27 protein-coding genes and 3 pseudogenes are annotated in these 25510 nt (G+C 69.0%); 6 read left to right on the forward strand and 24 right to left on the reverse strand.

Annotation, left to right across the window (positions count from 1 at the left end; all coding sequences use genetic code 11):
• Positions 1 to 28 precede the first annotated feature (28 nt).
• From ACFXMG_RS10535 to ACFXMG_RS10555, 5 genes are all read right to left on the reverse strand, one after another.
• Complete coding sequence (locus ACFXMG_RS10535) at positions 29 to 841, reverse strand: hypothetical protein (protein WP_383814909.1); 813 nt, start codon at positions 839 to 841, stop codon at positions 29 to 31.
• Positions 838 to 1728, reverse strand: coding sequence for a sigma-70 family RNA polymerase sigma factor (locus ACFXMG_RS10540; protein WP_383815001.1), 891 nt, complete (start codon positions 1726 to 1728; stop codon positions 838 to 840). The genes ACFXMG_RS10535 and ACFXMG_RS10540 overlap by 4 nt, the downstream gene beginning before the upstream one ends.
• 2 nt (positions 1729 to 1730) lie before the next feature.
• Complete coding sequence (locus ACFXMG_RS10545) at positions 1731 to 1958, reverse strand: hypothetical protein (RefSeq protein ID WP_383814907.1); 228 nt, start codon at positions 1956 to 1958, stop codon at positions 1731 to 1733.
• An 858-nt stretch (positions 1959 to 2816) separates the two neighbouring features.
• Positions 2817 to 3353, reverse strand: a complete 537-nt coding sequence (locus tag ACFXMG_RS10550) for an anthrone oxygenase family protein (protein WP_383814905.1) — start codon at positions 3351 to 3353, stop codon at positions 2817 to 2819.
• Between the two features lie 59 nt (positions 3354 to 3412).
• Positions 3413 to 3826 (reverse strand): nuclear transport factor 2 family protein, encoded by a 414-nt coding sequence (locus ACFXMG_RS10555; RefSeq protein WP_383814903.1) that lies wholly within the window; start codon positions 3824 to 3826, stop codon positions 3413 to 3415.
• Between the two features lie 146 nt (positions 3827 to 3972).
• Between ACFXMG_RS10555 and ACFXMG_RS10560 the strand changes: the two genes are divergently transcribed.
• Positions 3973 to 4572: a TetR/AcrR family transcriptional regulator gene (locus ACFXMG_RS10560; protein ID WP_383814902.1), complete on the forward strand. Its 600-nt coding sequence runs from the start codon at positions 3973 to 3975 to the stop codon at positions 4570 to 4572.
• 148 nt (positions 4573 to 4720) lie between these two features.
• Here ACFXMG_RS10560 and ACFXMG_RS10565 read toward each other — a convergent pair whose 3' ends face one another.
• The 4 genes from ACFXMG_RS10565 to ACFXMG_RS10580 form a co-directional block, all read right to left on the reverse strand.
• On the reverse strand, positions 4721 to 5287 hold the full coding sequence (locus ACFXMG_RS10565) for a GNAT family N-acetyltransferase (RefSeq protein ID WP_383814900.1): 567 nt from the start codon (positions 5285 to 5287) through the stop codon (positions 4721 to 4723).
• A 42-nt stretch (positions 5288 to 5329) separates the two neighbouring features.
• Complete coding sequence (locus ACFXMG_RS10570; protein WP_383814899.1) at positions 5330 to 6043, reverse strand: alpha/beta fold hydrolase; 714 nt, start codon at positions 6041 to 6043, stop codon at positions 5330 to 5332.
• A 58-nt stretch (positions 6044 to 6101) separates the two neighbouring features.
• A complete protein-coding gene (locus ACFXMG_RS10575; protein WP_383814897.1) occupies positions 6102 to 6662 on the reverse strand; it encodes a GNAT family N-acetyltransferase in 561 nt (186 codons plus the stop codon).
• Positions 6663 to 6919: 257 nt separating this feature from the next.
• Positions 6920 to 7318, reverse strand: coding sequence for an RICIN domain-containing protein (locus ACFXMG_RS10580; RefSeq protein WP_383814895.1), 399 nt, complete (start codon positions 7316 to 7318; stop codon positions 6920 to 6922).
• Positions 7319 to 8242: 924 nt separating this feature from the next.
• Between ACFXMG_RS10580 and ACFXMG_RS10585 the strand changes: the two genes are divergently transcribed.
• Together ACFXMG_RS10585 and ACFXMG_RS10590 are read left to right on the forward strand one after the other, a co-directional pair.
• Positions 8243 to 8731 carry a hypothetical protein gene (locus ACFXMG_RS10585; RefSeq protein WP_383814893.1) on the forward strand — a complete coding sequence of 163 codons (489 nt, stop codon included), beginning with the start codon at positions 8243 to 8245 and terminating at the stop codon, positions 8729 to 8731.
• Positions 8732 to 8816: 85 nt separating this feature from the next.
• A complete protein-coding gene (locus ACFXMG_RS10590) occupies positions 8817 to 9074 on the forward strand; it encodes a hypothetical protein (RefSeq protein ID WP_383814891.1) in 258 nt (85 codons plus the stop codon).
• A 141-nt stretch (positions 9075 to 9215) separates the two neighbouring features.
• Here the strand turns inward: ACFXMG_RS10590 and ACFXMG_RS10595 are convergent, their stop codons facing one another.
• Entirely contained in the window at positions 9216 to 9566 is a 351-nt protein-coding gene (locus ACFXMG_RS10595) for a hypothetical protein (RefSeq protein ID WP_383814889.1), read from the reverse strand.
• Positions 9567 to 10108: 542 nt separating this feature from the next.
• Here ACFXMG_RS10595 and ACFXMG_RS10600 point away from each other — a divergent pair.
• Positions 10109 to 10996 (forward strand): annotated as a pseudogene (locus ACFXMG_RS10600) (IS5 family transposase).
• 88 nt (positions 10997 to 11084) lie between these two features.
• On the opposite strand, the gene ACFXMG_RS10605 reads toward ACFXMG_RS10600, so the two are convergent.
• The 6 genes and pseudogenes from ACFXMG_RS10605 to ACFXMG_RS10630 all read right to left on the reverse strand — a co-directional run bounded on the left by ACFXMG_RS10605 (position 11085) and on the right by ACFXMG_RS10630 (position 15785).
• On the reverse strand, positions 11085 to 11546 hold the full coding sequence (locus ACFXMG_RS10605; RefSeq protein ID WP_383814887.1) for a hypothetical protein: 462 nt from the start codon (positions 11544 to 11546) through the stop codon (positions 11085 to 11087).
• 75 nt (positions 11547 to 11621) lie between these two features.
• Positions 11622 to 11807: a hypothetical protein gene (locus ACFXMG_RS10610; protein WP_383814885.1), complete on the reverse strand. Its 186-nt coding sequence runs from the start codon at positions 11805 to 11807 to the stop codon at positions 11622 to 11624.
• Between the two features lie 1114 nt (positions 11808 to 12921).
• Positions 12922 to 13518, reverse strand: a complete 597-nt coding sequence (locus ACFXMG_RS10615) for a hypothetical protein (protein ID WP_383814883.1) — start codon at positions 13516 to 13518, stop codon at positions 12922 to 12924.
• Between the two features lie 87 nt (positions 13519 to 13605).
• Positions 13606 to 14416: pseudogene (locus tag ACFXMG_RS10620) on the reverse strand (IS5 family transposase).
• A gap of 237 nt (positions 14417 to 14653) precedes the next feature.
• Positions 14654 to 15067: a hypothetical protein gene (locus tag ACFXMG_RS10625; protein ID WP_383814881.1), complete on the reverse strand. Its 414-nt coding sequence runs from the start codon at positions 15065 to 15067 to the stop codon at positions 14654 to 14656.
• Positions 15068 to 15290: 223 nt separating this feature from the next.
• Entirely contained in the window at positions 15291 to 15785 is a 495-nt protein-coding gene (locus ACFXMG_RS10630) for an NUDIX domain-containing protein (RefSeq protein WP_383814879.1), read from the reverse strand.
• Positions 15786 to 16187: 402 nt separating this feature from the next.
• Between ACFXMG_RS10630 and ACFXMG_RS10635 the strand changes: the two genes are divergently transcribed.
• Together ACFXMG_RS10635 and ACFXMG_RS10640 are read left to right on the forward strand one after the other, a co-directional pair.
• Positions 16188 to 16874, forward strand: coding sequence for a class I SAM-dependent methyltransferase (locus ACFXMG_RS10635; RefSeq protein WP_383814877.1), 687 nt, complete (start codon positions 16188 to 16190; stop codon positions 16872 to 16874).
• Positions 16875 to 16994: 120 nt separating this feature from the next.
• Positions 16995 to 17354 (forward strand): annotated as a pseudogene (locus ACFXMG_RS10640) (transposase); the annotation flags it as partial.
• 10 nt (positions 17355 to 17364) lie between these two features.
• Here the strand turns inward: ACFXMG_RS10640 and ACFXMG_RS10645 are convergent.
• The 8 genes from ACFXMG_RS10645 to ACFXMG_RS10680 all read right to left on the reverse strand — a co-directional run bounded on the left by ACFXMG_RS10645 (position 17365) and on the right by ACFXMG_RS10680 (position 25509).
• A complete protein-coding gene (locus tag ACFXMG_RS10645; RefSeq protein WP_383814875.1) occupies positions 17365 to 17760 on the reverse strand; it encodes a hypothetical protein in 396 nt (131 codons plus the stop codon).
• Between the two features lie 211 nt (positions 17761 to 17971).
• On the reverse strand, positions 17972 to 18355 hold the full coding sequence (locus tag ACFXMG_RS10650) for a hypothetical protein (RefSeq protein WP_383814873.1): 384 nt from the start codon (positions 18353 to 18355) through the stop codon (positions 17972 to 17974).
• Between the two features lie 189 nt (positions 18356 to 18544).
• Complete coding sequence (locus ACFXMG_RS10655; protein WP_384900719.1) at positions 18545 to 19960, reverse strand: sugar efflux transporter; 1416 nt, start codon at positions 19958 to 19960, stop codon at positions 18545 to 18547.
• Between the two features lie 145 nt (positions 19961 to 20105).
• Positions 20106 to 20375, reverse strand: a complete 270-nt coding sequence (locus tag ACFXMG_RS10660) for a hypothetical protein (protein ID WP_384900721.1) — start codon at positions 20373 to 20375, stop codon at positions 20106 to 20108.
• Positions 20376 to 20428: 53 nt separating this feature from the next.
• The gene (locus ACFXMG_RS10665; RefSeq protein WP_383814869.1) at positions 20429 to 21874 is read right to left on the reverse strand and encodes a cellulose binding domain-containing protein; all 1446 of its coding nucleotides are present in this window, start codon (positions 21872 to 21874) and stop codon (positions 20429 to 20431) included.
• A 76-nt stretch (positions 21875 to 21950) separates the two neighbouring features.
• On the reverse strand, positions 21951 to 23483 hold the full coding sequence (locus ACFXMG_RS10670) for a beta-N-acetylhexosaminidase (protein ID WP_383814999.1): 1533 nt from the start codon (positions 23481 to 23483) through the stop codon (positions 21951 to 21953).
• A gap of 161 nt (positions 23484 to 23644) precedes the next feature.
• A complete protein-coding gene (locus ACFXMG_RS10675) occupies positions 23645 to 24472 on the reverse strand; it encodes a carbohydrate ABC transporter permease (RefSeq protein ID WP_383814997.1) in 828 nt (275 codons plus the stop codon).
• Positions 24473 to 24546: 74 nt separating this feature from the next.
• Entirely contained in the window at positions 24547 to 25509 is a 963-nt protein-coding gene (locus tag ACFXMG_RS10680; protein WP_383814867.1) for a carbohydrate ABC transporter permease, read from the reverse strand.
• Position 25510: the final 1 nt, after the last annotated feature.

Raw genomic sequence — 25510 nt, forward strand, 5'->3', positions numbered from 1 at the left:
GCACCATGGGCACACAGTCGGAGTCGGTTCAGCGGACGGCGGCCTCACCGGTGTCACGGGCTGGTGCTGTGTGGCGTGGGTTCCTTCGTGGGACCGGGTGGTCGCCAGGGTGCTCCGGTCGGTCGGCGGGGCGGCGGGACGGAGCGGCGGCTTCGTCGAGGAGTGCTTCGACCTCGCGGGCGAAGGAGGGGCCGGGCAGGGGCAGTTCGCTGTCCGGCTCGCGGAGATAGCCGACGGCGACGGCCGTGGAGATGTACTCCATCAGCTCGGTGACGACGGCGGACCGGGGGCGGCTGACGTTCCGGGTCAGGTTGCGCAGCACCCGCATGATCGTGGTGGTGGATGCCCTGTCCTCGTGGCACAGGTCGAACAGGGCGCCGGTCGCGTGGACCTTGGTCCACATCTTCCGAGGAGGTGTGTCCTCGTTGGTCTGCGTGTGCCACCAACGGGCCGTGTGGGTCTCACCCAGAGCGAGATGGTGCAGGTAGAGGCAGTAGGCGGCCCCGACGTGACCGGCACCGGCGGCGTACTGCCACCAGAACCTCGCGGCTTCGTCGGTGTCCGCGAGTTGCAGGATGCACGCCAGGAACAGGGCGCTGTGGGGTTCGGGTATCTGATCCGTGACGAAGTCGGAGACGGCGTGGGCGGGGGCCTGTCGGACGAGGGCCTCGCACAGGGCACGCAGGTCCTGTGCGGCGATCACGGACGAGGGTGTCGTGTGGCCGGGGATGACGGGGTAGGTGGCCGGTCCGGTGCGGGGGTGGGGCGGGGTGGTGTCGCGGGGAGCGGCGCCGCGTGGTGCGAGCAGCGCCCTGGAAAGGATGTCGTCGAGCTTGGTCATGGGGTCGTTCCTCCGGTGTCGGGCCGCTCGATGGTGTCTTCCAGGAATCGGATGGCATGGCGCTCGTTGGAGCGGACGGCGGCCAGCGGGATGCCGAGGAGGTCGGAGACCTTCTCGGTGGAGAATCCGCACAGACGCCGAAGCACGATGACGTCGAGCTGGGCGTCGGGGAGGCGGCTGATCACCGTGAACAGCTCCAGGCTCTCGGCCAGCTGTGCCATCTCGCCTTCGAGGGTGGTCTGTTCGCGCAGGGCGACGGTCTCGAACGCGGCCTTGGCGAGCAGGGGCCGGTGGTCACGGTGGTCGGCCTTGGCCTTGACGGTGGCGCGCAGGATCTCCCAGGCGTAGCGGCGGGTGTCGGGGCTGGCGAGGGCGTCGTCGAAGGACAGCCACAGGATGGCGAAGGTGTCCTCGACGGCGATGTCGCGGGCGGCGTCGGGCAGGAAGACGCCGGCGTAGCGGCGGTAGTCCTCGACGACGATCGCGCGGAGGGCTCCGTGGGCGAGGGGCGGGCCGGGCCGGTCGGTCATGACGGCGTTGCTGGAGGAGCGGTCGACCCAGTCGTGGGTCTTCCCGGCGTCGAGGGCGGCCTGTCTCCACAGCCGGTACAGGGGCCAGCCGGGGATGCCGAGTTCCCCGGCCAGGCTGTGGATGACCTCCCAGCGCGGGTAGCGGCCCACGCCGCGCAGAAGCTCGGAGAGCTTGGACTTGGCCAGGTGGACGCGGAAGCTGAGGTCGCTGAGGGTGCGGCCGGTGGCCAGGTAGCGTGCGCGGGTGGGGTCCAGCCAGTAGCGGTGGGCGCTGCCGACACTGTCGGCGATGGGACCCAGCTTCCGGCCTGGGCGCAGCGGAGCCGGTTCGTCCGGTCCCGGGTTGGTGGACGACATGGTCACGGGGCGTCGTCCTCCTTGTCAGAGGTCGCCGCGGCCGGGCGGCGGGAGGCCGGTGCGGTGCCCGTACGGACTCCGTCGAGGACCTGGGTCACGGTCAGGCCCAGCGCGGGGGCCGCGAGGGCTATGAGGGCCGCGTGGCCCATGGCCGCCATGGTCACGCTCCAGCCGAACACCACGAACGTCAGCGCCAGCACCGTTGCCGGCGCCATCTTCTTCCTCTTCACGTCACCCTTCCTCGGGTCGTGCCGCAGCCATCCGGGAGACCACGCCAGTGAGTTCCCTCAACAAGCGGGTGCCGAGCCGCTTCTGAGGGAGCATCAGCATGGACCCACGGAGGAAGATCACGCGACGTGATCATGAAATCGCGGAACATTACGAGTCCCGAACGGGCATCCGAACGGCTGGAAATGACCGTTCCCACACATGTGCGGCACGCCGGAGCAGCCGCGCCGACGAAGTTCCCCGTTTTCCTTGCATTCGAGCCGGAGACCCCCTCATATGGAGGCAGGACACCTCGGTGTCGCCCTTCCATCCGGAAGCGGCCCGACCCTCGTGCCGAAAATGGGGGACGTGCCATCCCTGCCCCACCCGGCCTGCCATAAAGGCCGGGTGGGGCAGGGGCACCCCACAGGGAACGACGACCGTAACGCAGGCCACTGACAACGCCCTGCGCCGTGCGCGCTCGCTCGCTCGCTACGAACTGAGTGGGCAGCAACGACGTCACTGCACGCGGCGGCAAAGTCGGCGCAGGCGGATGCCCGGTGCACCCGTCGGTGGTAGGCGGTGACGGAGAGCTAGTGCTGCGTAAGGCAACGTTTGCCCTGTTGGCGAGGGATCGCGGGTCGGGGGGGCGGTCCGCTGCGCGGAGGCACTACCTTCGGGCAGTGGAAGCAAAGAGCACGGCATCCTGTTGCCCGTCCTGCGACCAGCCGATGAGCTGCACTGCGATGGTCCCCGCACGTTCCTCGTGGCGTGGTCGGTGCCGTCGAGGGTGAAGTAGCGCGGGCGGTGAACTGGGCTCGTTCGGCGACCCGGACGGCCTGGCGACACCGCCCCGTCCGGGCCGGCCTCCGAACGGGGTATCACATCACAACGGGGCGAACGGGGCGAGGGACTTCTGATTCGGCATCAGACGCTCGCGTCCGGCCCTGCGCCCTGCTCAACGGCCCGCCAGAGAGGGCGAGGAGGATCAGGAGGACGAAGGCGGCGATAGCCGTGAGGGTCCGTGCGTTGTTGAACAGTTCCCAGCGGTGCAGGATCTCGGCGTGGTCGGCCGGCGGTGTGGTGGCGGCCCACTGTTTGATGCGGCCGTTGATCGGGACGTTCCCGAGCCGGGTGATCAGGAAGGACGCGAAGGTGAGGAGACCCGCCGCGGCTGCGAGGGCACGGGCCCGACCGCGCGTCAGGGCGGCGAGGGTGAGGGAGCCGAGGGTGGAAACCACCATGGCTCCCTGCACGGTGATCCCGTTGACCTTCATCAGCTCGGCGTGGAAGTCGAGCCTCATGTCGATCGGCACGGCATTGAAGGTCGGGACGAGATTGGCGGCGCCATAGCTGAAGGCGCCGGCGAGCAGACCGGTGGACACCAGGGCGAGTCCATGGGCGATGCGCACGCGCATGTCGGTACCTCTGTCGTTGGGGCGCCGCGTGAAGCGGAGCCAGACGCAATGGGCGGGTGTCAGGCCGGCTCGGTCGCGGCGGCGAGCGGCGGCGGCAGTACTCGGGTGAGCTGGTGCGACCGGCGCATGCGCCCGTCGTCGGTGAACTCCGCGAAGACGTGAACTTCGGTGGCAGTCATGCCACCCTTGCGCGTCCAGGCGTGAATCGTGAGGCGGGCAGCGATCCGGCCGCCGTTCGCGATGGCGTCGTGAACGTCGAACCGCCAGCCGGTCACGTTTCGGTGCACGGGGCGGAGGTGCGCGAGGAGTCGGCCGTGGTCGAGCCGGACTCCGTCGCTGATCTGGACGACATCCGCCGTGAAGTGACGGTCCATCACCGATTCCGGGGTGTCTCCCCGGACGGTGTGCGCGGTGAGGGAGTCGAAGAAGTCCTCGATGAACTGCTCGGGGGTGGTGTCGGCGAGTGCCTTCATGACGCTCCGATCGGCGGATGCGGATGGCGAGGGCCGGGTGGTGGGGGCCGGGTGGTGGGCATGGCACGGAGAGCGCGCCCCGACTACGATCTCTTACGCCTTTGTAAGATATAGAGGAAACGCTAACTTAGACAAGGCTGTAAGAGATGACCGCTTCTGGGGAACCCCAACGTCGACGGCGCGCCGACGCCGAGCGCAGCAGGACTGCCATCCTCGATGCGGCGGTCCGCCTGCTGCGGCAGCGCCCGGACGCCGGCATGGAGGCCATCGCAACTGAGGCGGGCGTGACGAGGCAGACGGTCTACGCCCACTTCTCGTCGCGCGAGGCACTCCTCGCGGCCACCGTCGACCGGATTACCAAGGACGCCGTCGCAGCCATGGACGCCGCCCGCCTCGGCGAAGGACCGGCCACGGCCGCACTGACAAGGTTTCTCGACGTCGCCTGGCATGCCTTCGAGAACAACGCACCGCTGCTCCAGGCCATGCCCACCGACACGGCGGTAGGGAACGACCAGGCGCGCCACGAACCCGTCGCCGACCGCCTGGGGCGTCTCATCCAACGGGGCCAGCAAGCGTGCGAGTTCGCCCCTGACCTGCCTCCGCACTGGCTGGTGTCCATGATCGTCGCTCTCGGACACGCCGCCGGTGAAGCGGTGAACTCCGACCGCATGACGAACGCCCAGGCAAGGACCGCGCTGCACACCACGGTCTTCCGCGCCCTCGGCGCCACGGAGCGACGTGTGTGAACCGCGACCTCGTGGGGCACCTGAAGGTGAGGGCGGCGAGCGCGGCCCCGGCAAGTACGGTCGTCATCTTCACGGTCGGACCAACGCGGCCAAAGGACGGTGGGTGACGTCGCCCGATGGCGCGACTCCCAGGGCCTCGTCCATCACGTCAGGCAGCCGCATACCGTATGTGCAGATGCCCATCGAGCGGGTAGGAGGGAGGAGCCGACGGCAGGATGCGGTCGAGCGCGTAGCCGCTCTTCTCAGCGACGCGGCAGGATGCCAGGTTGTCCACCTGGTGGAGAAGTTCAAGGCATTCCAGACCATCCGCCCCGAAGGCATCGAAGGCCCAGACGGTGAGGGCTTCCAGGGCTCGCGGGGCCACGCCTCGCCCACGAGCTTGTGCTGCCGTCCAGTAACCGACCTCGGCGGAAGGCTTGCCGAGTCCGACTCCCTTGAGCACCACGTTGCCCACCAACCGCGACGGCCCCGCATCGGCGGTCCCCTCAAGGACAGCGAAACCGAACCGCGCGCCCGTTGCCCAGCCCCGCTCTTGAGCCATCACCCATCGCAGCCCATCGTCCTCACTCTCCATGGGCAAGCTCGTCCAACGCCGCAGATCGGGGTCACGGAAAGCGTCCACCAGCCTGGCAACGTCTTCCGCGCACCAGGGGCGAAGGACGAGAGCGGGAGCGGTCGGTGTCGCGGCGGCAATGAGTGTGACAGGCGCGTTCATTGCCGCAGCGTATGCGAGCCCGCAGGCATGGAGGTGGTGTTCTCACTCCACGGCAGCATCGAGGAGAATCTGCGCCAGCTCGCGCGGCTGGGAGAACATCGGCCAATGGCCGGTGTCCATCTTGACCAGCCGCCAGCACTTGCTGTTCAGCAGCTCGGCCACATCTTCGTCGGGCTCGGCGTCGTCGGGCTCGGCCCTCGGCATCACGCACAGGATGTACGTCGCCGGAAGTTCGCCGAGCGGCCCCGCCAGCACAGCGGGCTCGGTCAGCGTGGCACCTGGGTGAGGCGTCGAGCCACGCACGATGCGTGCGATCTGCTCATCGGTGAGACCTTCGCCGTCGTAATGAGCAGCCGGCGCGAGCGGCCAAAACCCTCCGTTCTCGGCGATCGATGCTTCCACTGCCGCCCCACCGTCCGGCCAGGCGGAGACGAACGACTTGCCGTCAGTTGGAACACTTGAGTCGACGAATACCACGCGGGCCAGTCGGTCACCGATCCGCTCCGCGGCCTGACCGACCGGGATGCCCGAGTAGCTGTGACCCACCAGGACCACGTCACGCAGGTCCTGGCGTTCTACCTCGGCAACGATGTCCTGGACGTGAGTCGCTTGCCCCGCCGGTACACCCCGCTTTTCAGCAAGACCGGACAGCGTCAACGGATAGACGCCATGGCCGGCCGCACGCAGATACGGCACCACCTCGCCCCACGCCCACGCCCCGAGCCGCGCACCTGCAACCAGCACGAAATTCACCATGCCCGCACCGTAGCCGGGCAGCCTGACGATCTCCTAGAAAATACTTTCGATAAACGCCCTAGCTGCTGGTCGTCGGGGGCCAGTCGCGGCGGAGGAGGCCGAAGACCCAGGAGTCGGAGACGTCGCCGTTGACGACGCAGTCTTCGCGGAGGGTGCCTTCACGGACGAAGCCGAGCTTCTCCAGGACCCGGGCGGACGCCACGTTGCGGGTGTCGGTCTCGGCCTGGACGCGGTTCAGGTCCAGGGTGTCGAACGCCCACCGCAGGACGGCGTGGGCGGTCTCCGTGGCGTAGCCGTGGCCCCATGCGGCGGCGTCGAAGACATACCCCAGGGACGCACTGCGGAAGTCCGGGTTCCAGCTGGTCAGGCCGCACCACCCGATGAACGCGCCGTCGCCGACGCGTTCGACGGCCACCCGCGCTCCCGTGCCTTCCTCCTCGATCGTCCGGCAGGTCGCGATGAAGCGCTGGGCCCGGGCCGGCTCCGTCCACGGCGGGGAGTCCCAGTAACGAAGCACGTGGGCCCTGCTGTGCAGCGCGTAGAGCGACGCCGCGTCGGCGCCGGTGAACGGCCGCAGTCGCAAGCGGGCGGTGTGCAGCTCGGGGGTGGGCAATGTCATGCGGAGCATCCTGCCGCGCCAGGCGCGCCTCGGACCATCCGTTTTTGCGGACGGTCCGGGGCGCGCCCGTCCCTGGTGACACCCGTACCGGCGGACGCTCGGGACGCCGACCAGCTTCGTCCAGTACTGGACCCGGGCACATGGAGGTACAGCAGGGCTCCTCGCACGGGAGGCGGACTGCTTTGGGCCCGTAGCGCGATGAAGGCCATACCCAGGCGACCGTGGGCGGATACGGCGGCACTTTCCTTACGTCCGCGTCAGTTGGACCTGATGTCGGGGATGGCCGTGGGGGCCGGTACCGGGTCGAAGGTGAAGAGTTGGCCCGACTGTGTTTGTGTGCACGGTAGTTGGACCACTGCCGCGCCCGGGGTGCGGTTGCCGCCGGGGATGGAGACGCAGGCTGCGGTGTGGACCGGCAGGATTCGGTACGTACGGTCGCCGTCCCCGGCCGTGGCTCGGACGCTGAAGCGTTCAGCGGTGCCGCGGCGGCCGCAGTAGTCGTTCATCAGCCGGGCGCCGTCGGTCCTCAGGCCGGCGTCCACGCCGAGGCAGCCGTGCCCCATGACGGGGTGCAGGGAGCGGATCGTGTACTGGTCACCGCCCGCCGGTTCCAGGAGGTAGACGGGGATGCTCGCCGGGCAGGCGTACTGCTCCACGGCACCCCCGCCGTCCCGAGAGGTCGATTCCCCCAGGCACAGCCCGGAGCTCACCGCCCGGATCCGGTACGTACCGGGCTCTACCGGCCCGGAGAGCGAACCAGCGTCTGCGACGGCAGAGGCGGCCGGGTCGCTCGCTCCCGCACCCGCCTGCGCCAGGCGGCCGCCGATGGCCAGGACTGCGAGCGCCAGTAATGCGGCAGCGGGAAGCGCGAGGCGGCGCAGAGGCCCGGCGCGACCGGTGGGGGGCGTACCTCCGTGGGTGGATCGTGAGGAGCGGGCGCGGAGGCGGCTACGAGGCCCCGGGCCCGGATCCGTCTGGTCAACGGCGCCCGCGCGCTCACCGGCACCTTCGAGGCCGGGAACCTCGCCGGCCGCGCTCTCCGCGCTACCACCACCCTGGGCTGCGATCCGGTCACGCGCTGCCGCCCACGCCTCGACCCGGTCCCCTTGCCCGCACGCCATCACGAACGCACGCAACAACTCCGGCCGGGGCAGCGCGTCCCGGCTCAGGGCCGTCGCCAGGGTGCTGCGGGGAAGCACCTCGCCGGCCTGCTCCGCTCGCTGCTCCAGATCCCGATAGGTCAGCCCGGTCTGCTCTCTCAACTTCCGCATACAGACAATGAGTTCAGCGGAGTTCCGGGCCTCGGCCGGGTTCGGGAGCGCGGGTGTGGGATGCATGCCCCAGAGCATCCTTGGTACGGCTGCGCCCGAGCCAGCCGGAATCAGGCCGTCACCGGAGCGCGACTGGCTCACGGGCCTCGCGTCCGGGACACGGGTGGGGAGGGCTGCCCCGCCTGCGAGGACACGGGACGGTCTGTCCGGGACGGGCCGAAGCCCTGGATCGGCGGTCCTGCGGCCTGACACCTTCTGGTGCCGAACGGGGGACCGATCGACTATCGACTAACGAGGGAGACCCACTCCATGAGCAAGGTTCGTCCGGCGCTCGCCGCCGTATCGCTCGCCGCCGCCATCGTGGCGGGCGTGGTGCCCGCGGCGTCCGCCTCCTTCGCGGCGGAGAGCCACGATCGTGGGAGCGCCAGCGCTGCCGCCCCTGCCACCGCCGCCACGGCCACCACTGCCGCCATGGGGAACAAGGCCCCGGACTGGATCCCGTCGAACGCGCCCCGCGCGGCCGCCGCGTCGTGTTACGAGAACCCCGGCTCGAACGGACCGGGCGGGGCCAGCGTTACGAGGGCCATCTGGCTGAGGACCGGCCCCGGTGCCGGCTGCGGCAACGCCAGTGGCTACACGCTCCAGGTGGGGACGCGGCTCGGCGGCTGGTGCTACGCGTACAACGAGTCCGGAAACAAGTGGTACTACGTCAGCGTCGGGGGTGCCGCCCCCTACGGCTGGATCTACTCGGGCAACGTCTCCTCGGACGCGAGCACGATCACCACGTACTGCTCCTGACGGACAGGAGCGCGTCAGAGCACGCCACTGCACGCCACTGCACGCCACAGCACGTACACCAGATCATCAACCTGAGGGAGAGTCCATGCGCACGACAGCACAGCGAGCCTTCGCCGCGATCGCCACCGCAGCGGCCCTGATCATGACGGCGACGGTCGCGGCCTCCGCCGCCCCGGCCCCCGTCCGGGCGTCAGTCTCGGCGCCGACCCTGGCCGCCGGCTGGGAGTGGATGGGCGAGTTCTCCAGGCGCGACTGCGTCGAACTCCGGGACTCGTACGCCGGATCCGCGAAGTGCGTCCGCAACGCGGGCGGCCTGTACGACCTGTACGTCTGGGTCTCCTGACCCTCACACCGCCACGGCCCCGCCACCACGGCACTGTCACGGCGGCGGGGCCCATCGCTCGTACATGTCGTACTGGACCTTGAGTGACTCTTTCCGAGGTCCGAGTGCCCTTGGCTCGGGTCGATCACGCCAGGTTCGCGGTCACTGCTTCCGACCTTCAGGCGTGAACGGGCCGGTCGCGGGGGCTACGCACTTGTCGACGACGGTCTCGTCGCCGGCTGCCGTGCCGTCCAGGCAGAGCTGCCCGCCCTTCTCTCGCAGGTCGAGGAAGAACTTCGTGGTCGTACCGGACTGCTTCAGGTCGTGGATGCGCTCGTCGACGTAGCCGAGGTCGTTCAGGATCGCCCTGACCTTCGTGGGGGTGGGGTCCCCCACATTCCAGAGCGCCTCGGCGATGCGCTGCTCGTGGAGGTTGCTCGCGCACCAGTCACGCCCGTTCAGCTCCACTTCCGGCCCCGCTGTGGGCTCGACCGGCTCGACAATGTCGGCCAACGGCGCCGCTCCGGTCGGTACCGACGGCGGGCTGCTCGGCTGCGCCACGGGCGGGGCGCCCGGCGGGGGGCACGACTGCTCGATGTACTCCTGTATCTCCGCGAGGGTCGGATCAGGCTGTCGGTTCCCCACGGCCTCTGCGCGCACGGCCGGCTCTCCACCTGTGGTCGTCTTCTCAGTGCCGCACGCGCCAAGTGCCAGCACAGCGACGGCCGTCATGGCCAGGGTGAGCCGCGGCCGGCGGGAGGAGCGGGCGAGGATGCTGGGCGAGGCAGGGGTTCGTCTCATGTGCACAGCTTCTGATCAAGCCGCCCCGCTCCGCGTGAGTACGCGTACTCACGCGGGCTGGGACGGGCACTCAACCTATGTGAGATGACCGCGACATGGGGTGTGCGCGTCTGTACGGGCGGTTCGGCGGGCTCGCCGATCACGATCGCATTCGTGCCGTGGATATACCCGCGGACCAGGCATTGGTCGAGGGACTCGGCCGCCCCTAGGTCGTGTGTCGCAAGTGGATCTTGGTCTGTGAATGATCAAGGTCCATGGGGCGGGGAGATCTCACGGACGAGCAGTGGTCGGCGCTGGAGCCGTTGTTGCCGAAGGGCACGCCGAAGGGCACCAGGGCGGGCCGGCCACCCATCTGGCCCCGGAGGCAGCTGATCGACGGCATACGGTTGCGGGTCCGCACCGGTGCCCCATGGCGGGACATCCCCGTCGAGTACGGACCATGGAGCCGGGTCTACGACCTGTTCCGCCGATGGCAGCGGAACGGCACCTGACACAGGATCCTCACCCGGCTCCAGTCCCTGGCCGACGCGAAGGGCGCGATCGTCTGGGACCTGAGCATCGACTCCACGGTCTGCCGCGCCCACCAGCACGCGGCCGGAGCCCGCAAGCAGGGCGACCTGCAGAAGGAGCCACCGGGCGGCGTGTTCACCGAGCCTGGAGACCACGGATTGGGGAGGTCGCGCGGCGGGTTCACCACCAAGCTCCACCTCGCTGTCGAGCAGGGCCAGAAGCCCATGCCGATCGTGATCACGGGCGGACGGCGCGGCGACTCGCCGCAGTTCGAACCGGTACTGGAGAAGGTCCGCGTGCCCCGCATCGGACCGGGCCGGCCGCGCGTTCGCCCCGATCGAGTGCGGGCCGACAAGGCGTACGCCTCCCGTGAGAACCGCGCCTACCTGCGCCGCCGCGGGATCCGCTGCACCATCCTGGACAAGGCCGTCCAGGCGCACAACCGCCAGAAGCTCGGTTCCCGCGGAGGCCGGCCACCGCATCTCGACCCGGTCGACTACCGAGAGCATCATGCGGTGGAGTGCGGGATCAACCGCCTCAAGAGGAACCGCGCTGTCGCCACGCAGTACGGCAAGCTCGCCGTTCGCTACGAAGCAACAGTGCTGGTCGCAGTCATCAACGAATGGCTTTGACCAGCACTCTTGCAACAGAACCGCACTGAACAAGCCTCGACGCCCGCCGACGCCGGCGCGCCCGTCGCGATGCGCCGAGCCTGAAACCTCACAGGCTTCGCGTGCGCCACGCGCTCCACACCAAGAAGCCCATCAGGACAGCCACCTGAACAAGGAACGCGGACCAAGCTCCCATCAAGAGGAGAAACAGCGCGGGGAGAAGCAGCAGCGTTCCACACACAGCAGGGAACACCCCGGCATCTCCTTTCCGTGCCAGGAGTCGGGCGATGACCACCAGCGACACCGAGGGAAGGCCCGCAATCGCGAAGAGACCCACAAGGAGATCGATGTACCCCTCGACGGGCCCCCCTTCCAGGAGCATGAGCGCGCCCAGGAAGGCGACCCACGCGCCACAGAAGACCACCAAATACCTGTAGGCGTCCCGCCCGATCAACGCTCCGATCTTCGCCACACCACTCACCGACATTCCTCCCCGTGACGTCGCGGTCGGGTCACCGGTATGGACGAACCACGACGGGTACACCCTGGCACACCAATTGAACGCGTTCAAGAACCTCCTTTCGGGAGGCGGGATGGGGCACCTGAAACCGACACAGAGCCCGCACCGCAGCGGCGAACTGCACTTTCACAACAGCCCTAGCAGCGACCGATCGTTCAGGGCGGCATCGGAGCGCAACACGGACAGCGTCGCGGCCGGGTCAGCGTCGGGCTGGGCCAGACGCGGGTCCTCGAGCCTGGCCATGTTCTGCAGTGTCAGCATCATCGAGCCGAGGATGCAGGGCTCTGGATCGCCCATGACGATCGAGTCCACGATGAGTTGGAAACGAATGAAACGCGCGTCTCAGGGATCACCTGCTGGGCTTAAGATCAGCCCGAGACGGCCGTCGTCGGTTGAGATGCGCATGCCGATGACCTCCCGTGGCGTCCTCGACTTCTGATGCTAGAAGCTGCCGAGCAACTCGCCGTAGCGGATGGCGGTCTTCTCGTCGATGCCGAAGACGAGCGCGAGATGGAGCGGGGGTCAGCAGGTGAGGGGGTGCCGGTGTTCGGCCAGCAGCTGTGTCGGTGGTAGCCAGTCCAGGACGGCACGGCGGGTACGGTCACGGCTGTACGCGCGGAATCTCACCGCCACCGGCTCTGCCTCGTCCATGCTCCTGGACGACTTCTCCAGCGTGGCACAGCCCGGGATGGCTCCCTGGTGGTGAGGGCACCGGCGACACCGGCGGCATCCATCCGGGTGTGACGCTCGCTGCGCACACCGGCCGGATCACGGACCTCCGCTGATCGGCTCTCCAGGGCCCCGCCTCGGTGGACCTGGAGATGGCGGGTCCCGACCGCCGCGATCGGGTGGACTCTGTCCCGCCCCGGCGCCACAGTGGACCTCGCACGCACGCACCGAGGCCACGGGCAGGGAGCTCGTACGGCGCCTGGACCCGCCGGCTTCGGGAAGCACCTTCGCCTTCGCCTGGGACGCTGTCTTGAAGGGATTCAGCGCCCCGAACGGCGCCTACGACTGGAAGGTCACCGCGACACCGACCAGCGGCGGCGGCCTGGCGACCGCCTCGGGAAGCCTCCTGGCTAGCGACGGTGCGCCCTCACCACCCTCCAGAGGATCGGCGGCGGCTGGGGCGCCTTCACCCAGCTCGTCGGCGACGTCGTCGGCGACGGCCGTCCTGAGCTGATCGCGTAAGGGGCAGGCGGAACGTACTTCTACCCGTCGACCGGCCTGACGAAGGCCGTCTTCACCCGCATGGGGACGAATCTGTACGCGGGTGAGCGCGGCAAGTTCGACTCCATCTGCTGACGCTGACGCTCACTCTGAGGCTGTGGGCGCGGCTCACAGGGCATGGCGAGCATGATGGTTCGCAACCGCGGAGACCGAATCAGCGTCTCGACACCGCTCAGCGCGACTTAGACGTCGTTTCTTATGGCTGCGGTGAGGACTGGGCGGCTTCAGGGAAGCCCAGTTCATCCAGCAGCGCATCGAACAGCTCCTCCACGAAGGTCTCCCGTGCACGCAGCAGTTCCTCGATCCGAGACTGCTGCGCCGCGGCCTGGACACCAGCCGTTGAAGCCCACACGAGAGCGCCCTCGGCGTCGGCCGGCACCTCCGCATCGAGCTCTGCTCGCTTATGCCTGACGGCCTCGTCGAACTCCGGGGTGGCCACCCACAGGCTCACATCGTCCACGTCCTCGGGTTCCTCGACGAGGAGGGCCGCGGCGTTGTCCAGGTTGAGCCATGCCTGCCAGCGCCGACCGTTGCTGTCCAGACCGGTCAAGAGGGCGACGCTGCTGTCAGAGACATCGGCGACGCAAGCTGGCGCACCGGTCCATTCGACCAAGGCGAACAGGTACTCGTCCTCCCAGGCGCCTTGCTCCAACTGCAGGGTCTGCCAGCCGCCCGGTCGCGACCGCCACTCATGCACTTCGTCCCTCGGCCCTGAATCGCTTCCGCCGAACAGGGGTGCTTCCAGCAGCGGGCGCTCGCTGCATGCAAAAACCAGATGACCGGAAAAGCCCATGGAACCTCCTCGTCGAGTACCAGCGCACCCTACGAGCCGTCACTGACACCACCGGTGTTGGCCGACTGTTGCTCCCGACCGACTGGCTCACCGGATCAGTCGGCGGTAGCCGATGAGGGTCGTGGCTATGCCGACGAAGGCGAGGAAGTGCTCGGCCTTGCGCTCGTAGCGGCGGTGGAGGCGACGGCAGCCGGCCAGCCAGGACACAGTTCTCTCGACTACCTAGCGATGGCGGCCCAACCGCTGCGAGGACTCGATGCCCTTGCGGGCGATGCGGTGGCGGATTCCCCGCGCGCGGAGCCATCGGCGCAGGTGGTCGTAGTCGTAGCCCTTGTCCGCGTGCAGTTTCGCCGGGCGCCGGCGGCGCGGGCCTCGGCGGGAACGGATGGGCGGGATACCGCGCACGAGCGGCTCGAGGCCCTGGCTGTCGTGCATGTTCGCACCGGAGATGCCCAGAGACAACGGCAGTCCGTTCCGGTCGGTGATCCGGTGGATCTTCGATCCCAACTTGCCGCGATCGGTCGGATTCGGTCCCGTCAGCGGCCCCCTTTTTTGCAGCCCGGACGCTGACCGAGTCGATCGCGCACCGCGACCAGTCCAGCTCGCCCCGCGCGCCGAGCTCGTCGAGGACCACGCGGTAGAGCCGGGCCCAGACCCGTTCCCGGCTCCACTGGGCGAAGCGCCGGTAGACCGTGGGCCAGGCCGGGCCGAACACCGGCGGGAGCTGCCTCCAGGTGCAGCCCGAAGTGGCCACGAAGATGATCGCGGCGAGAGCCTCGCGGTCACCGGCCCGGCGTCGGCCCCCGCCCTGCGGACGCTTCACCTCAGTTGGCGGCACCACCCGCCGGAACAGCACCCATAGTTCCTCCGGCACCAACCGTTCGACCAGATCCGTCATGCACGGAACAGCGAGCGATCACGCCAAAGGAAACGACGTCTTACAACAACCCAAGCGACCGAAAGCCCGGCACTACGGGCCGACGTACCATCCCCGCGTGGGCAGGGAGCGGCCGAATCTCGCGTTCTCCAGTGCGTCGCTGGTGGGGCCATCCCCGCGCACGCGGGGGCAGCGCAGTGAGCCCTCGCACCTGCGGGGCTTGTGCGACCTGCTTCGCACAGCGTGGTGTGCTCCGGGCTACTCGGGCTGTGTGACCGTCACGGCCCAGCGAACGTCGTCGTTGGAGGCGTCGACCCCTACGGTGAAGGAGCCCGACTGTACGGTGCCTGCCTCCAGCGTCACTGAGCCCACACCGGCCGTGCCGACGGGGCAGTCCACTGTCAAGGCTGCGAGTTGCGTCTGCTGCTGCATCGTCACCTGCACGTTGCCGCCGCCTTCGCAGGCCACGGTGAGCACGGTGGGCAGGGCCTCCCACGCTCCGCCTGAAGCGACTCCTCCGTCCCCGGTCATCTCCTCGACCCACACGAGACCTTCAGGCCCGGGGTGCGGGAGGAGGCCGTCTCCCGTTGCCGCGCCGGCGGGCGTCAGGCTGATGGCCGTCAGCGCACATGCTGCCAGCATGGCCGCAGCCATGGTCTTCCTCACGCGCATGACATCTGCTCCTCGGTCAACCAGTACGGAGATGGCAGCATCGCGAGAGGGCCGCCTGGTGGTCATGAGTACGCGTACTCTTGACCACCAGGCCGTATGCGAAGGGTTTTACACAACGCCCTGCCCCCAGTCCGCCGAACCCAGCGGGGCTCCGATCCGCTCGGTGATGTCGTCAAGGTCTTGGACCGTTCTACCGGCCGGCTTTCCCCGCTCCATGACGTGGTCAGCAGTCGTTGCCGCTGGGGAGGAACGGGACGATGCCGGTCTCGCGGGCGGTCAGCGCGGCGTGCATCCGGGAGGCTGCTGAGGGCAGAAGCAGTGAGTCGGCTTCCTCGGGTGTTGCCCACTTGTATGCCTCCAGCTCGTCTTCCTGGAGCGTCACGGCGGTTGCGGCGGGGACGGTTCCCGCGTCGAAGACGAGGTTGATGGCGGGGAGGTCGAGGCGCTTGCCGGGCGGTGACCAGGTGACGGCGACGATGCCGCGCATGGGGCGGTCGAGGCCGGTTTCCTCCAGGAGCTCGCGGTGGGCGCACTCGTCGGGGGACTCGTCCTTGTCCACGACTCCGCCGGGGAACTGCCACCCGGTGCGGTACGTCGGCTTGACGATGAGGACTCGGTTCTCCGTGTCGGTGACCAGCACGGAGGTGCCGGCGTAGGCACGGGTGAGGGTGGCGAGCCACTCCTTGTGGGGAAGGACGACACGTTCCTGCTGGCTCATGGCCTGTCCTTTCGGCTGGACGTACGGGGGTCTCGGCGGCGGTGCCTCATGGGCGGCGCCACGGCTGGGTGCGCCGGAGGCTAGCGCGTCCGCGCTCGCGTCGTATCGGTTTCCGGGTAGACGGTCTAACGCGTCTGGGCGTTGCGCTGCTGGGCGGGCCTCTTCCCCCGTCGGCATCTGTCCCAGCTGTTCAGAGAGGGGAACTCCGTAGGCGGGCAGCTGGAGGCATGGGCAGGGTTCCGCTGCCTCGTACGGGTGGACCAGGCGCCACCGCCTGACCGTCAGGGCTCGCCTTCTCTGTGCAGCCGAGGGCTGCCGCGATCGTCTCGGGGCCGTCGGCCGCGACCATGGTATGTAGGGAGTTGACGATGCACAGGGCTGTACGGGAGAGGTATGACGCAGATGGCTGACCCCCAGTCCTTCGACCGGTTCGCCCTCGACTACCACCGCTTCGTGAGCCTGCTTCCGGGGCAGAACACTGCCTGGTTGCTCGGTCTTGACTTGACGGGGGAACGTGCTCTGGATGCCGGCTGCGGCTCGGGGCGTGCGGTCGAGGCGTTGGCGGACAGCTTTGAGGAAGTCATCGGTCTGGACTTGAGCGGGCCTCTGATCGAGATCGCGAGGGCCAAGAGGGCACGGTTCAACGTGCGTTACTTGGTGGAGGATCTGTTCGAACTCGAGGACGAGGACGGCTTCGACCTGGTCTACAGCCATACGATGCTGCACCATCTGGAGGACTACCGCGCGGGTTTGGAGCACCTGAAAAGGCTCGTGCGGCCTGGTGGCACCGTCGCGCTCGTCGACAATGTGTGTGATCTGTATCCGACGCCGCCGCGGAAGGCGTACACCTGGCCCGCGCTGTGGGGCTTTTCCGGCGAGATCCGACGTGTGGGGCTTCGGGATGCGTGGTTCCAGCTGCGCTTCTGGCACAGCCGTCCGTGGCTGGCGCATCTTCTCAGCGACCGCTATCTCTCGCGCGAGCAGTTTCGCGACCTCTACGGGAGTGTCTTCCCTGGGGCCCGGTTCGATGACCTCGGCTTCGCCTTGGCCATGTCCTGGACGGCTCCACCGGGCAGGCGTGCGGCTTGAGGACGGGTTGCCCTCCGTGCCGCTTTGGCTGTTCCCGGAGAACGAGCGGGGCGAGTCCCTCTCGCGCGCGCTGGGTTCCAGGATCCGGTGGCGGTAGGACCATCCCCGCCCGCACAGGGACTGAAAGAGATCCGCGTGCCCCGGCAGGCTGGTGGACGACCGCACACCCGGCCCGATCATGTCGGGGGCGATCAGGCGTACTCGTCACGCCGCAACCGGCGTTACCTGCGCAGACGTCAGATCAAGCACACGATCCCCGAGCCGAGAAACCATCGGGACAACCGCCGGCGCCGCGGCAGCCAAGGCGGTCGGCCCATAGGGTTCGACAAGGCGATCTACCGCCGCCGCAACGAAGTCGAGCGGACCATCAACCGGCTCAAGAGCTTCCGCGCCATCGCCACGCGCTTCGACAAACGGGCGTACGTCTTCCACGGAACGGTCACCGTGGCGGCGATCCGCCTACGGCTGCGTCCGGAGTGAAGTGCCCCGTTCAGAGATCCTCGGCACCCGGATAGTGGTGGCGAAGTTCGCTGAGTACGCACTCGGCGACAGCCCTGACGTCCCAGGAGGAACTGTCGAATTCGGTCACGACGAGCACCAGCCTGTTCTCGGCGAACCCACGTGCTTCGGCGTCGATCAACTGGAGGAAGGGGGTCGTCAGCGACAACAAGGTCAACGTGTCCATGCCGGCGTCGGCGGACCGTCTCTCCATCTCGACACAGCGGGGATCGACAGTCTCGTCGAACCCGACGCGCCAGGTCAGGTCCAGGCCGAAGCTGCCGAGGCGAACCAGTAGCTCAGCCAGCGTCACATAGTGCTTTCCGTGCCAGGCAGGAAACGTGATCCCCTTCATCCCCGCCTCTGCTTCAGCTATATCGCGTGCCATGCGGCCCCCTTCGTTCAGCGCACCGTAGGCCACTGAACAGCTCATACGACCCATCGGACAGGCCCTAGCGGGGGGCCGGGTCCGGATGCCCGTGCGTCGTCGCCTCGTCTGTGTACGGCTTGCCGTGTCGTGGTCATGTGTCGTCGTACGCGTTCCTGGGTTCCTTTCGTCGGGTTGGTCGGGGCGTGTTCGAGGGCCGCTCTTGCGGGGCCTATCTGATGGTTTTGAGTTGCGGGACCAGCTCCGGCCATGGCTCGTAGTCCGTGTAGGCGCTGCCGCAGGGGTGCAGCGCGAGCTCCGGGGCGGTGATGTCTATGCGGCCGCCGTTGGCCTCCAGGTGGCGGAGCATGCGGCGGGACTCGTCGACTGTGTCCGGGTAGGTCAGGTGCCAGTCGCCGGAGGAGTACGCCTGTTCGCGGCGGACGAGTCTGGGGAGCACAGAGTCGTTCCACTTGAAGTGGTGCACTTGGTGGAAGGCATCCTCGGCGGGCATGAGGCGGCCCGTGTCCGCCCCGTGCTGGCCCAGGTGGAGGCGTACATCACCGCGGGCCAGGGTCACCTTCGACGAGCCGGCGCCCGGCAGGCGCAGGGTCACCAGGCCGGCGAGCGGGTACTGCGTCCAGATCGACTCGTCCGGGTTCAGGGCGACCAGGCCGCCGTCGGCGGCGACACGGTCCAGCAGGGCGCCCTTGACGTAGTCGTATCCGCCGCTCTCGCACGCCGCGATGACTTCGGTAAGTGGTCGGTCGTAGACCTGGAACTCGTCGAGGTCGGCGACGAGCCATCAGTCCTTGGGGTGGCGTCGCATCTGCGCCTGGATGAGGTAGCCGTTGAGGTCCTCGTCCCATGGGCCCTGGTGCACGGCCGCGAAGGCGAGCCCGTGCCGCGCCATCACGTCCAGGGATCGCTGGAAGTCGGGGTCCTCCCAGCTCTCTATGTGGCGGACGATGTGGAACGGGTCGACACCGAGATCGCGGTAGTGGATGGCGGCGGCGTCGAGCAGGGCGGTGTCGCCGCCTACGACCGATACGAAACGAATCGTCACGTCAGATCTTTCCAATCTTCGTCTGACGGATATACCTTCCGGAGGAGCAGGAGGACGGCGGCTAGCGCGCACAGGCCCCGCGCCGATCCAGAAGACGCTGCGGTAGCCCGCCTGTGCGGCGGCCACGTCGGTCAGCGCGCCGGCCGACAGTTGGGCCACCGGGAAGGTGGACGAATAGAGCGCCGAGACGGCACTGGTGCCTCCGGGGATCTCCTGCTGCGCCTGCACCATCGGGCTGCTCGAGATCACCGCGATCCACAGGGCGTTGGGGAGCTGGAGGGCGATCAGTGCGGGCGTCGAGTCGGCCAGTGGCAGCAGCGTGAAGAAGACGGCGGCGAGGATCACCGCTGCCGTCACGACGCGCATCTTTCCGAGCCGGTCGGCTACCCGGCCCACCATGATCATCAGCGGGATCTCCAGGGCCGCGCAGACTCCGGCCATCACCCCGACCAGGGACGCCGGGAGGCCCAGGTCCTTGGTCACATACAGGGCGACGGCGATGAGGTACATCTGGTTCGCCACGTTGCCCGCGGTGACCTTGCCGAGCAGGAGCCAACTGCGGCGCGGCACGATGGCGAGGATCTGGCGCATGCCGGAGCCGTGGCGCCCTCCGGTGCCTTCCTCTGGCGTGGGGCGTGGCAGGGCGGGCAGGAACCAGCGGCCGAGTACGGCGGTCACGAGGAGCAGGGCCGCCGCGCCCGCGTACATGCGCCCGAAGCCCGCGTGCGCCAGGAGGAAGAGACCGACCGGTGGGCCGATCACCCATCCGACGGAGAAGACCGACCGCACCGCGGAGCTGGACGGGGTGACCTCTCGGGCCGTGGCGTCGGCGAACTCCTTGACGTAAGCGAAGAGCTGGGAGATGCACGCCTCGTTGAGGCCGAGGAGTACGGCGCCCGCGGCGAAGACCAGCGCGTAGTCCCTGGCGCCCGTGAAGACCAGGGCTCCGGCGACGCCCGCGAGGGCGGTCGCGGCGAGCGCTATCCGCCGGTCGGACAGCCCGCCCACGGTGAGGTTGATGGCCAGGCCGATCACGGCGCACCCGGTGAAGTACAGGCCGATGAGTCCCGGCCCGGCGCCTACGGCATCGGCGAGGAACAGGCTCAGCGTGGTGCCGAACACCGACATCGCGAGGCCGTAGCAGCCTGCTGCCACGCCGAGGGAGTCCGCCGTGCGGTTGGACGGGGCGGGGCCGGAGGCGCTGGTCGCGTTGCTTGGGTCGGTGTCGCCTCGGCTTCCGGTCGCGGCGGTGGTGGCGGGCCGGACCGATCCCTTGGCTCTGTTGGCTCTGTTGGCTGCGTCAGGTCGGCCCGCCCTGCCGAATCGTGGCGGCTTCATGCCGTTCCTCCGTGGCTCGGGTGGGCGCGCGCCAGCGGTCGTCGTGGGTCGCTAGCCACTTCCCCACCGACGCCGCCGAGGGGAAGACCGCGAGGCGCGGTTCGACCGGATCGACCGGCGAACTGGCCGCCATCGCCGACATCAACCGCGACGCGAAGGACGGGTTCATCGGCCAGGTCAGCGCCCTGCGCAGCCATCCCGGTTCCCCGGTCAGGGCGAGGACCCCGTCCACTGGTCCCCGCCCTGCCGTTCTCGGTTCCTTGACCCGCACGCCGGCCTTGCGTGTCAGGAAGCAGGGACCTCGTCCACGAAGCTGGTACCGGCGCCACGCAGAGCAGAGACCTTCGCCGCGACCTGAGCCGGGGTCAGTACCTGGTCCTTGACGTGCAGGACGTAGTCGACCTGCTGGTCGTAGGCGCGTGGGGTGGTGGACGTCTGCCCGTTGAGGTCGATCAGCCACTGGTTGAAGTTGATCGACATGGGCCGTTCGGGCAGGTAGGCGGCGTCGTGGGTGCCGAAGAGGGCGCCGTCGACGTAGTAGGTGATCTTGCTGTCGTCGATGGTGACGACCAGGTCGTGCCAGCCGGCGAAGCTGGTACGGCTCTCGCTGTGCTGGTTGACCGCCTGCCACGGGTCGGGATTGTAGGTCTCCCAGGAGGTCGTGTAGAGGATGTTGGCCGGCTCGCCCCAGCCTCCGTTGGGCAGGTACTCGAAGTCGTACTCGGCGTAGTCGTCGGCCATCGGGGCCTTGAGGTCGTTGATGGTGAAGAAGGTCTGGACGATCCGGTCGCCGTCGGGGCCGTACTTGGGCGCGTCGGAGAACTTCACGCGGGACGCGTACGTGCCGTTCCTGAACTTGGTTGCCTGGGTGAGGACTTCGGTGTGGGTCGTGCTGGCTCCAGTGCCCGCGCTGGAGGTCTCCAGGTTCATCACCGTGTTGCCGCTCTGGTTGACGAAGGTGACCTTGGACGGGTCCCAGGTGGCGCCGGGCACGCCGGGGCCGCCCGAGTTGGAGCGGACGCTCCAGCCGTGGGAGGCGAGGGCCGGGTCGGTGTGGGAGGCGTAGGAGAAGTCGTCGAAGAGGGTCTTGCCGGCGCCGGGAGGCGTGGTGGGCGGGGTGGTCGGCGGCGTGGTGGGCGGGTCGGTCGGCTCGTTCCCCGCCGGGGCGGTGCCCCATACGTTCACGCCCGCCAGCTGCGCGGTGACCTTGGTCCAGTCGGCGTACGAGGTCGGGGCGCCCTGGAAGGAGTAGTCGTCGCTCTGGGTCAGGCTCTGCCAGTTCGACTGGTGGAAGCGCAGCTGCATGTCGCCGGTGTCGGCGCCGGGGGCGAGGGTGCCGGCCCCGGGGGTGAAGCCGATCTCCAGGTAGCGGTCGGCCGTGGGGGTGGGGTGGGCGAGGGTGCCGAAGGTGCCGGTGATCGCCGAGCAGCCCTTGACGGCCCAGGAGCAGGCGAAGCGGTACTGGGCGGTCGGCGAGTCGGCCTTGAAGTAGTAGCGGAGCTTGACCTGGCTCAACTGCACCGTGGTGGTGCCGGTGTTGCGCACCTTGAACCACGGCTCGCTCTGGTCGGCGGTGGCCCCGCCGGCGCTGGTGCGGTACTGGACGGCCAGGCCGTCGCCCGGGGCGGCGGACGCGGTGGTCAGGGGAAGGGTGGCCAGGGCCGCGCTGCCGACGAGGGCGGTCAGGGCGAGGGCCGCCCGGGTGCCACGGCTGGTGGTACGGGTACTCATCCGACGTTTCCTTTCGTTCGCTCCCGCCGGCCGGCGGGAGGGATCGCGGTGGGTGTGCGGTGGAGCTGCGACCACGTCACGCGGGAGCGTGGGCCGTCCGGTTCCGGAGGGTGTCGTGCGGGACGCCGAGCGCGGTGAGCCTCGCTCCGTGTCCGTCCATCCGGGTCCGGAAGTCCCGCCAGTCGTCGCTGGAGGCCCACGCCCGCTCGGCTAGGGCGCACAGGCGGGGGTAAGTGAGGTATTCGATGTGCGCGGGTGTCGGGACGAACTCCGTCCACACCTGCCCTTGTACGCCAAGGGACTTCGCGCCGAGCGCCGGCTCGTCGTGCGGCGGCAGGAGGTCGGCGCCGTACACGGTGCGCAGGTCGGTGGCGTGGCCCGGCTGGGCGGGCGGTTCGTCGGGGCCGACGTCCCGCGCGTAGTCGAAGTAGGTGGAGCGGTGGTCGGCGTGGATGACCTCGTGGCCGCGCCGCGCCGCCGCCCAGGCGTGCTCGGGGGTACGCCAGCTCATCACCGCGCAGGACAGGGGCAGGGTCGTACCGGCCTCGGCCCAGGCGACCGGGCGGCGGCCGGCCCGTACGACGTGGGCGGCCATCTCCCCCAAGAACCAGCCGTGCAGTGCGCGGGGTCCTGACAGTCCTTCCCGCGCGGCTCGGGCGATCGCCGCCGGGCTGGACTCCCATTCCCCGGTGGGGACTTCGTCGCCGCCGATGTGGAGGGAGGGCGAGGGGAAGAGGTCCATCGTCTCGTCCAGGACGGTGCGGAAGAAGTCGAGGACGTGGTCGCCGACACCGAGCACGTTCGGGCAGACGCCCCAGTGGGTCCAGACGTCGAGCGGCCGGTCGGGGCGGTTGCCGAGTTCGGGGTAGGCGGCGAGCGCGGACCGCACGTGTCCCGGGGTGCTGATCTCCGGTACGACCGTGATGCCCTGGGCCGCCGCGTAGGAGATGACGCCGGCGAGTTCGGCCCGGGTGTACGAGCCGCCGTGCGGGCGGTCGTCGAAGCGGTCGCTGCCCGCCGGGCCGACCATCGACCGCGCCCGCCGGCCGCCGATCTCGGTGAGCCTGGGGTACGCCTCCACCGGCATCCGCCAGCCCTGGTCGTCGGTGAGGTGGAGTTGCAGGACGTTGAGCTTGTGCAGGGCGAGGAGATCGATGAAGCGGCGCAGGTACGAGGCGGGCTGGAAGTGCCGGGCCACGTCGAGCAGCATGCCGCGCCAGGGATGGGCGGGCACGTCCGTGATCTCCACACCGGGCAGCTCGACACTTCCGCCGGGCGGAGGCGCGACCAGGGCTTCGTACGGGAGGAGTTGGCGGACTGTCTGGACTCCGCGCAGCAGTCCGGTGGGACGCGCCGCCCGGAGCAGTACCCCGTGGGCGGAGATCGTGAGCCCGTACCCCTCTTCGCCGAGTCCGGTGAGCGCGGGATCGAGGGCAAGGACGAAGGTGCCGTCCTCCGCGTGCTCCAGGCGCGCTCCCGTGGCGGGCGTGAGGTAGGTGCGCAGGAGCTCGGCGGCGGCTTCGGCGCCGGGGGCGACCTTGAGGCGTGTGGTGTCGTCGAGGCGGTACCGGCCGGGGCGGGGAGACAGCCGGCTGGGGCGGGGAACCAGGGCGAGTTCGGGGCGTGGGTGTACGGGATGTGCGGGATGCGCGGGTTCAGGGCGTGGGAGGAGTACAGGTTGCGGCTGGTCCACGGGCGGTGTCTCCGGTGTTCGGCGGGACGCGGGAGTGGGGTGGGGTGGTACAGGGCGGGGCGGGGCGAGCGAGTCGGCTACCCCTTGACTCCTCCGGCGGTGAGGCCCGAGGTCACGTGGCGCTGGAGCGCGAGGAAGACGAGCAGCGCGGGGAGGGCGAAGAGGGTGGAGGCGGCCATGGTGGCGCCCCAGTCGGTGCCGAAGGTGGTCTGGAAGGAGGAGAGCCAGACCGGCAGGGTGCGGCTGTCCTGCTGCTTGATGATGAGGAAGTTGGCGTAGGTGAACTCGTTCCAGGCGGTGATGAAGCCGAAGAGCGAGGTGGCCATCAGTCCCGGTGCGAGCAGGGGGAACGCGATCCGGCGGAAGGCGCCGACGCGGGTGCAGCCGTCGACCTGTGCCGCTTCCTCCAGTTCGGGCGGGATGCCGGCGATGAAGCCGCGGAGCACGACGACCGTGAAGGGCAGGGTGATCATGAAGTAGACGAGGGTGAGGGTGGGCAGCCGGTCCAGCATGTTCGTGTCGCGCGAGATGATGTAGACCGGGATGACGAGTGACTCCCATGGCGCCATCTGCGCGATGAACACCGCGAGCATGAACTGACGGCGGCCGCGCCAGCGCAGCCGGGCCACGGCGTACGCGGCGCCGAGCGCGACGACCAGGGAGAGCAGTACGGCTCCGAGGGTGACCAGGATGCTGTTGCGCCAGAACAGGGCGAAGCCGTCGGCGCCCACCGCCGTACGGAAGTGGTCGAGGGTCCACTCCCGGGGGATCAGCTCGGGGTCGTACGACTGGATGTCGCGGGACGGCCTGAAGGCGGTCGCCACCATCCAGTACACGGGGAAGAGGCAGCAGACGACGGTGAGCGTGGCGGCCGCGAGGAGAGGCACCCGGCGCAGGCGGCGCAGGGCGCGTGCCCGTGCCTGTACTCGTGCCCTGACCCGTACGCGTACCCGTCCCCGTGGGGCGGCGTGGAGCGTGGTCACAGGTGCTCCCCTTCCTGGCGGAACAGCTGGCGGAAGTAGAGGACGAGGACGCCGCTCATGAGCAGGAGGGTGATCATGGAGGCGGCCGATCCCAGGTCGTAGCGCTGGCCGGCGAGTGCGGTCTGCACGGCGTACACGGGCAGGATGGTGGTCGCGTCACCCGGCCCGCCGCGGGTCATGACCCAGATCTGGACGAACGCCTTGAAGGTCCAGATCACCTCCAGGGAGAGCACGAGCATGAAGATCGGGCGTACGAGGGGGAAGGTCACCGACCGGAAGATCGTCCACGCGCCGGCGCCGTCGAGGCGGGCGGACTCGTAGAGCTCCTCGGGCACGGTGGTGAGGGCGGAGTAGAGGGTGATCGCGGCGAACGGCACGGACTGCCACACGATGAGGGCGATGAGGATCGCGAAGGCGGCGGTGCCGTCGGCGAACCAGGTGTAGCCCTCGAAGGAGGTGAGGCCGAGGCCGGTGAGGGCTTCGTTGACGATGCCGAACTGGGAGTGGAACAGCCACTGGAAGACGGTGGTGGCGGCCACGACGGGCACCGCCCACACCAGGACCAGCGAACTCAGCACCACGGTTCTGCCGATCCTGCCGAGCCGTTCGATCATCAGCGCGACCAGCGTCGCGAGGATCATGATGGTGACGACGTTGATCGCCATGAACAGGAACGTGCGGCGGACGACGTCCCAGAACCTCGGATCGCTCAGCAGGGTCTGGTAGTTGCGCAACCCCACGAACTCGGCGTCGCCTCTGATGAGTTCGCGCAGCCGGAAGTCCTGGAAGGAGATGAGCAGGGCCCGGCCGAACGGATAGAGCAGGAGGTAGAGCATGCCCAGGACGGCTGGTGCGATCAGCAGGTACGGGCCGAGGGCGAGGGGGCGCACGCGGGGCGGACGCCGGGAGGAGGAGCGGGAGGAGGGGCGGGAGGAGGGGCGGGCGAAGACGGTGAGCATC

Source organism: Streptomyces sp. NPDC059201, assembly GCF_042754585.1.
In the GTDB taxonomy this organism is placed as follows: Bacteria; Actinomycetota; Actinomycetes; order Streptomycetales; family Streptomycetaceae; genus Streptomyces.

What these genes read in the sequence shown, in the direction of transcription:
- ACFXMG_RS10565 (WP_383814900.1), bottom strand. Translation starts at nt 5,287, where the DNA reads ATGAACGCGCCTGTCACACTCATTGCCGCCGCGACACCGACCGCTCCC.
- ACFXMG_RS10570 (WP_383814899.1), bottom strand. Translation starts at nt 6,043, where the DNA reads ATGGTGAATTTCGTGCTGGTTGCAGGTGCGCGGCTCGGGGCGTGGGCG.
- ACFXMG_RS10680 (WP_383814867.1), bottom strand. Translation starts at nt 25,509, where the DNA reads ATGCTCACCGTCTTCGCCCGCCCCTCCTCCCGCCCCTCCTCCCGCTCC.
- ACFXMG_RS10665 (WP_383814869.1), bottom strand. Translation starts at nt 21,874, where the DNA reads ATGAGTACCCGTACCACCAGCCGTGGCACCCGGGCGGCCCTCGCCCTG.
- ACFXMG_RS10555 (WP_383814903.1), bottom strand. Translation starts at nt 3,826, where the DNA reads ATGAAGGCACTCGCCGACACCACCCCCGAGCAGTTCATCGAGGACTTC.
- ACFXMG_RS10645 (WP_383814875.1), bottom strand. Translation starts at nt 17,760, where the DNA reads ATGGCACGCGATATAGCTGAAGCAGAGGCGGGGATGAAGGGGATCACG.
- ACFXMG_RS10540 (WP_383815001.1), bottom strand. Translation starts at nt 1,728, where the DNA reads ATGTCGTCCACCAACCCGGGACCGGACGAACCGGCTCCGCTGCGCCCA.
- ACFXMG_RS10635 (WP_383814877.1), top strand. Translation starts at nt 16,188, where the DNA reads ATGGCTGACCCCCAGTCCTTCGACCGGTTCGCCCTCGACTACCACCGC.
- ACFXMG_RS10615 (WP_383814883.1), bottom strand. Translation starts at nt 13,518, where the DNA reads ATGGGCTTTTCCGGTCATCTGGTTTTTGCATGCAGCGAGCGCCCGCTG.
- ACFXMG_RS10630 (WP_383814879.1), bottom strand. Translation starts at nt 15,785, where the DNA reads ATGAGCCAGCAGGAACGTGTCGTCCTTCCCCACAAGGAGTGGCTCGCC.
- ACFXMG_RS10590 (WP_383814891.1), top strand. Translation starts at nt 8,817, where the DNA reads ATGCGCACGACAGCACAGCGAGCCTTCGCCGCGATCGCCACCGCAGCG.
- ACFXMG_RS10535 (WP_383814909.1), bottom strand. Translation starts at nt 841, where the DNA reads ATGACCAAGCTCGACGACATCCTTTCCAGGGCGCTGCTCGCACCACGC.
- ACFXMG_RS10625 (WP_383814881.1), bottom strand. Translation starts at nt 15,067, where the DNA reads ATGCGCGTGAGGAAGACCATGGCTGCGGCCATGCTGGCAGCATGTGCG.
- ACFXMG_RS10575 (WP_383814897.1), bottom strand. Translation starts at nt 6,662, where the DNA reads ATGACATTGCCCACCCCCGAGCTGCACACCGCCCGCTTGCGACTGCGG.
- ACFXMG_RS10550 (WP_383814905.1), bottom strand. Translation starts at nt 3,353, where the DNA reads ATGCGCGTGCGCATCGCCCATGGACTCGCCCTGGTGTCCACCGGTCTG.
- ACFXMG_RS10585 (WP_383814893.1), top strand. Translation starts at nt 8,243, where the DNA reads ATGAGCAAGGTTCGTCCGGCGCTCGCCGCCGTATCGCTCGCCGCCGCC.
- ACFXMG_RS10560 (WP_383814902.1), top strand. Translation starts at nt 3,973, where the DNA reads ATGACCGCTTCTGGGGAACCCCAACGTCGACGGCGCGCCGACGCCGAG.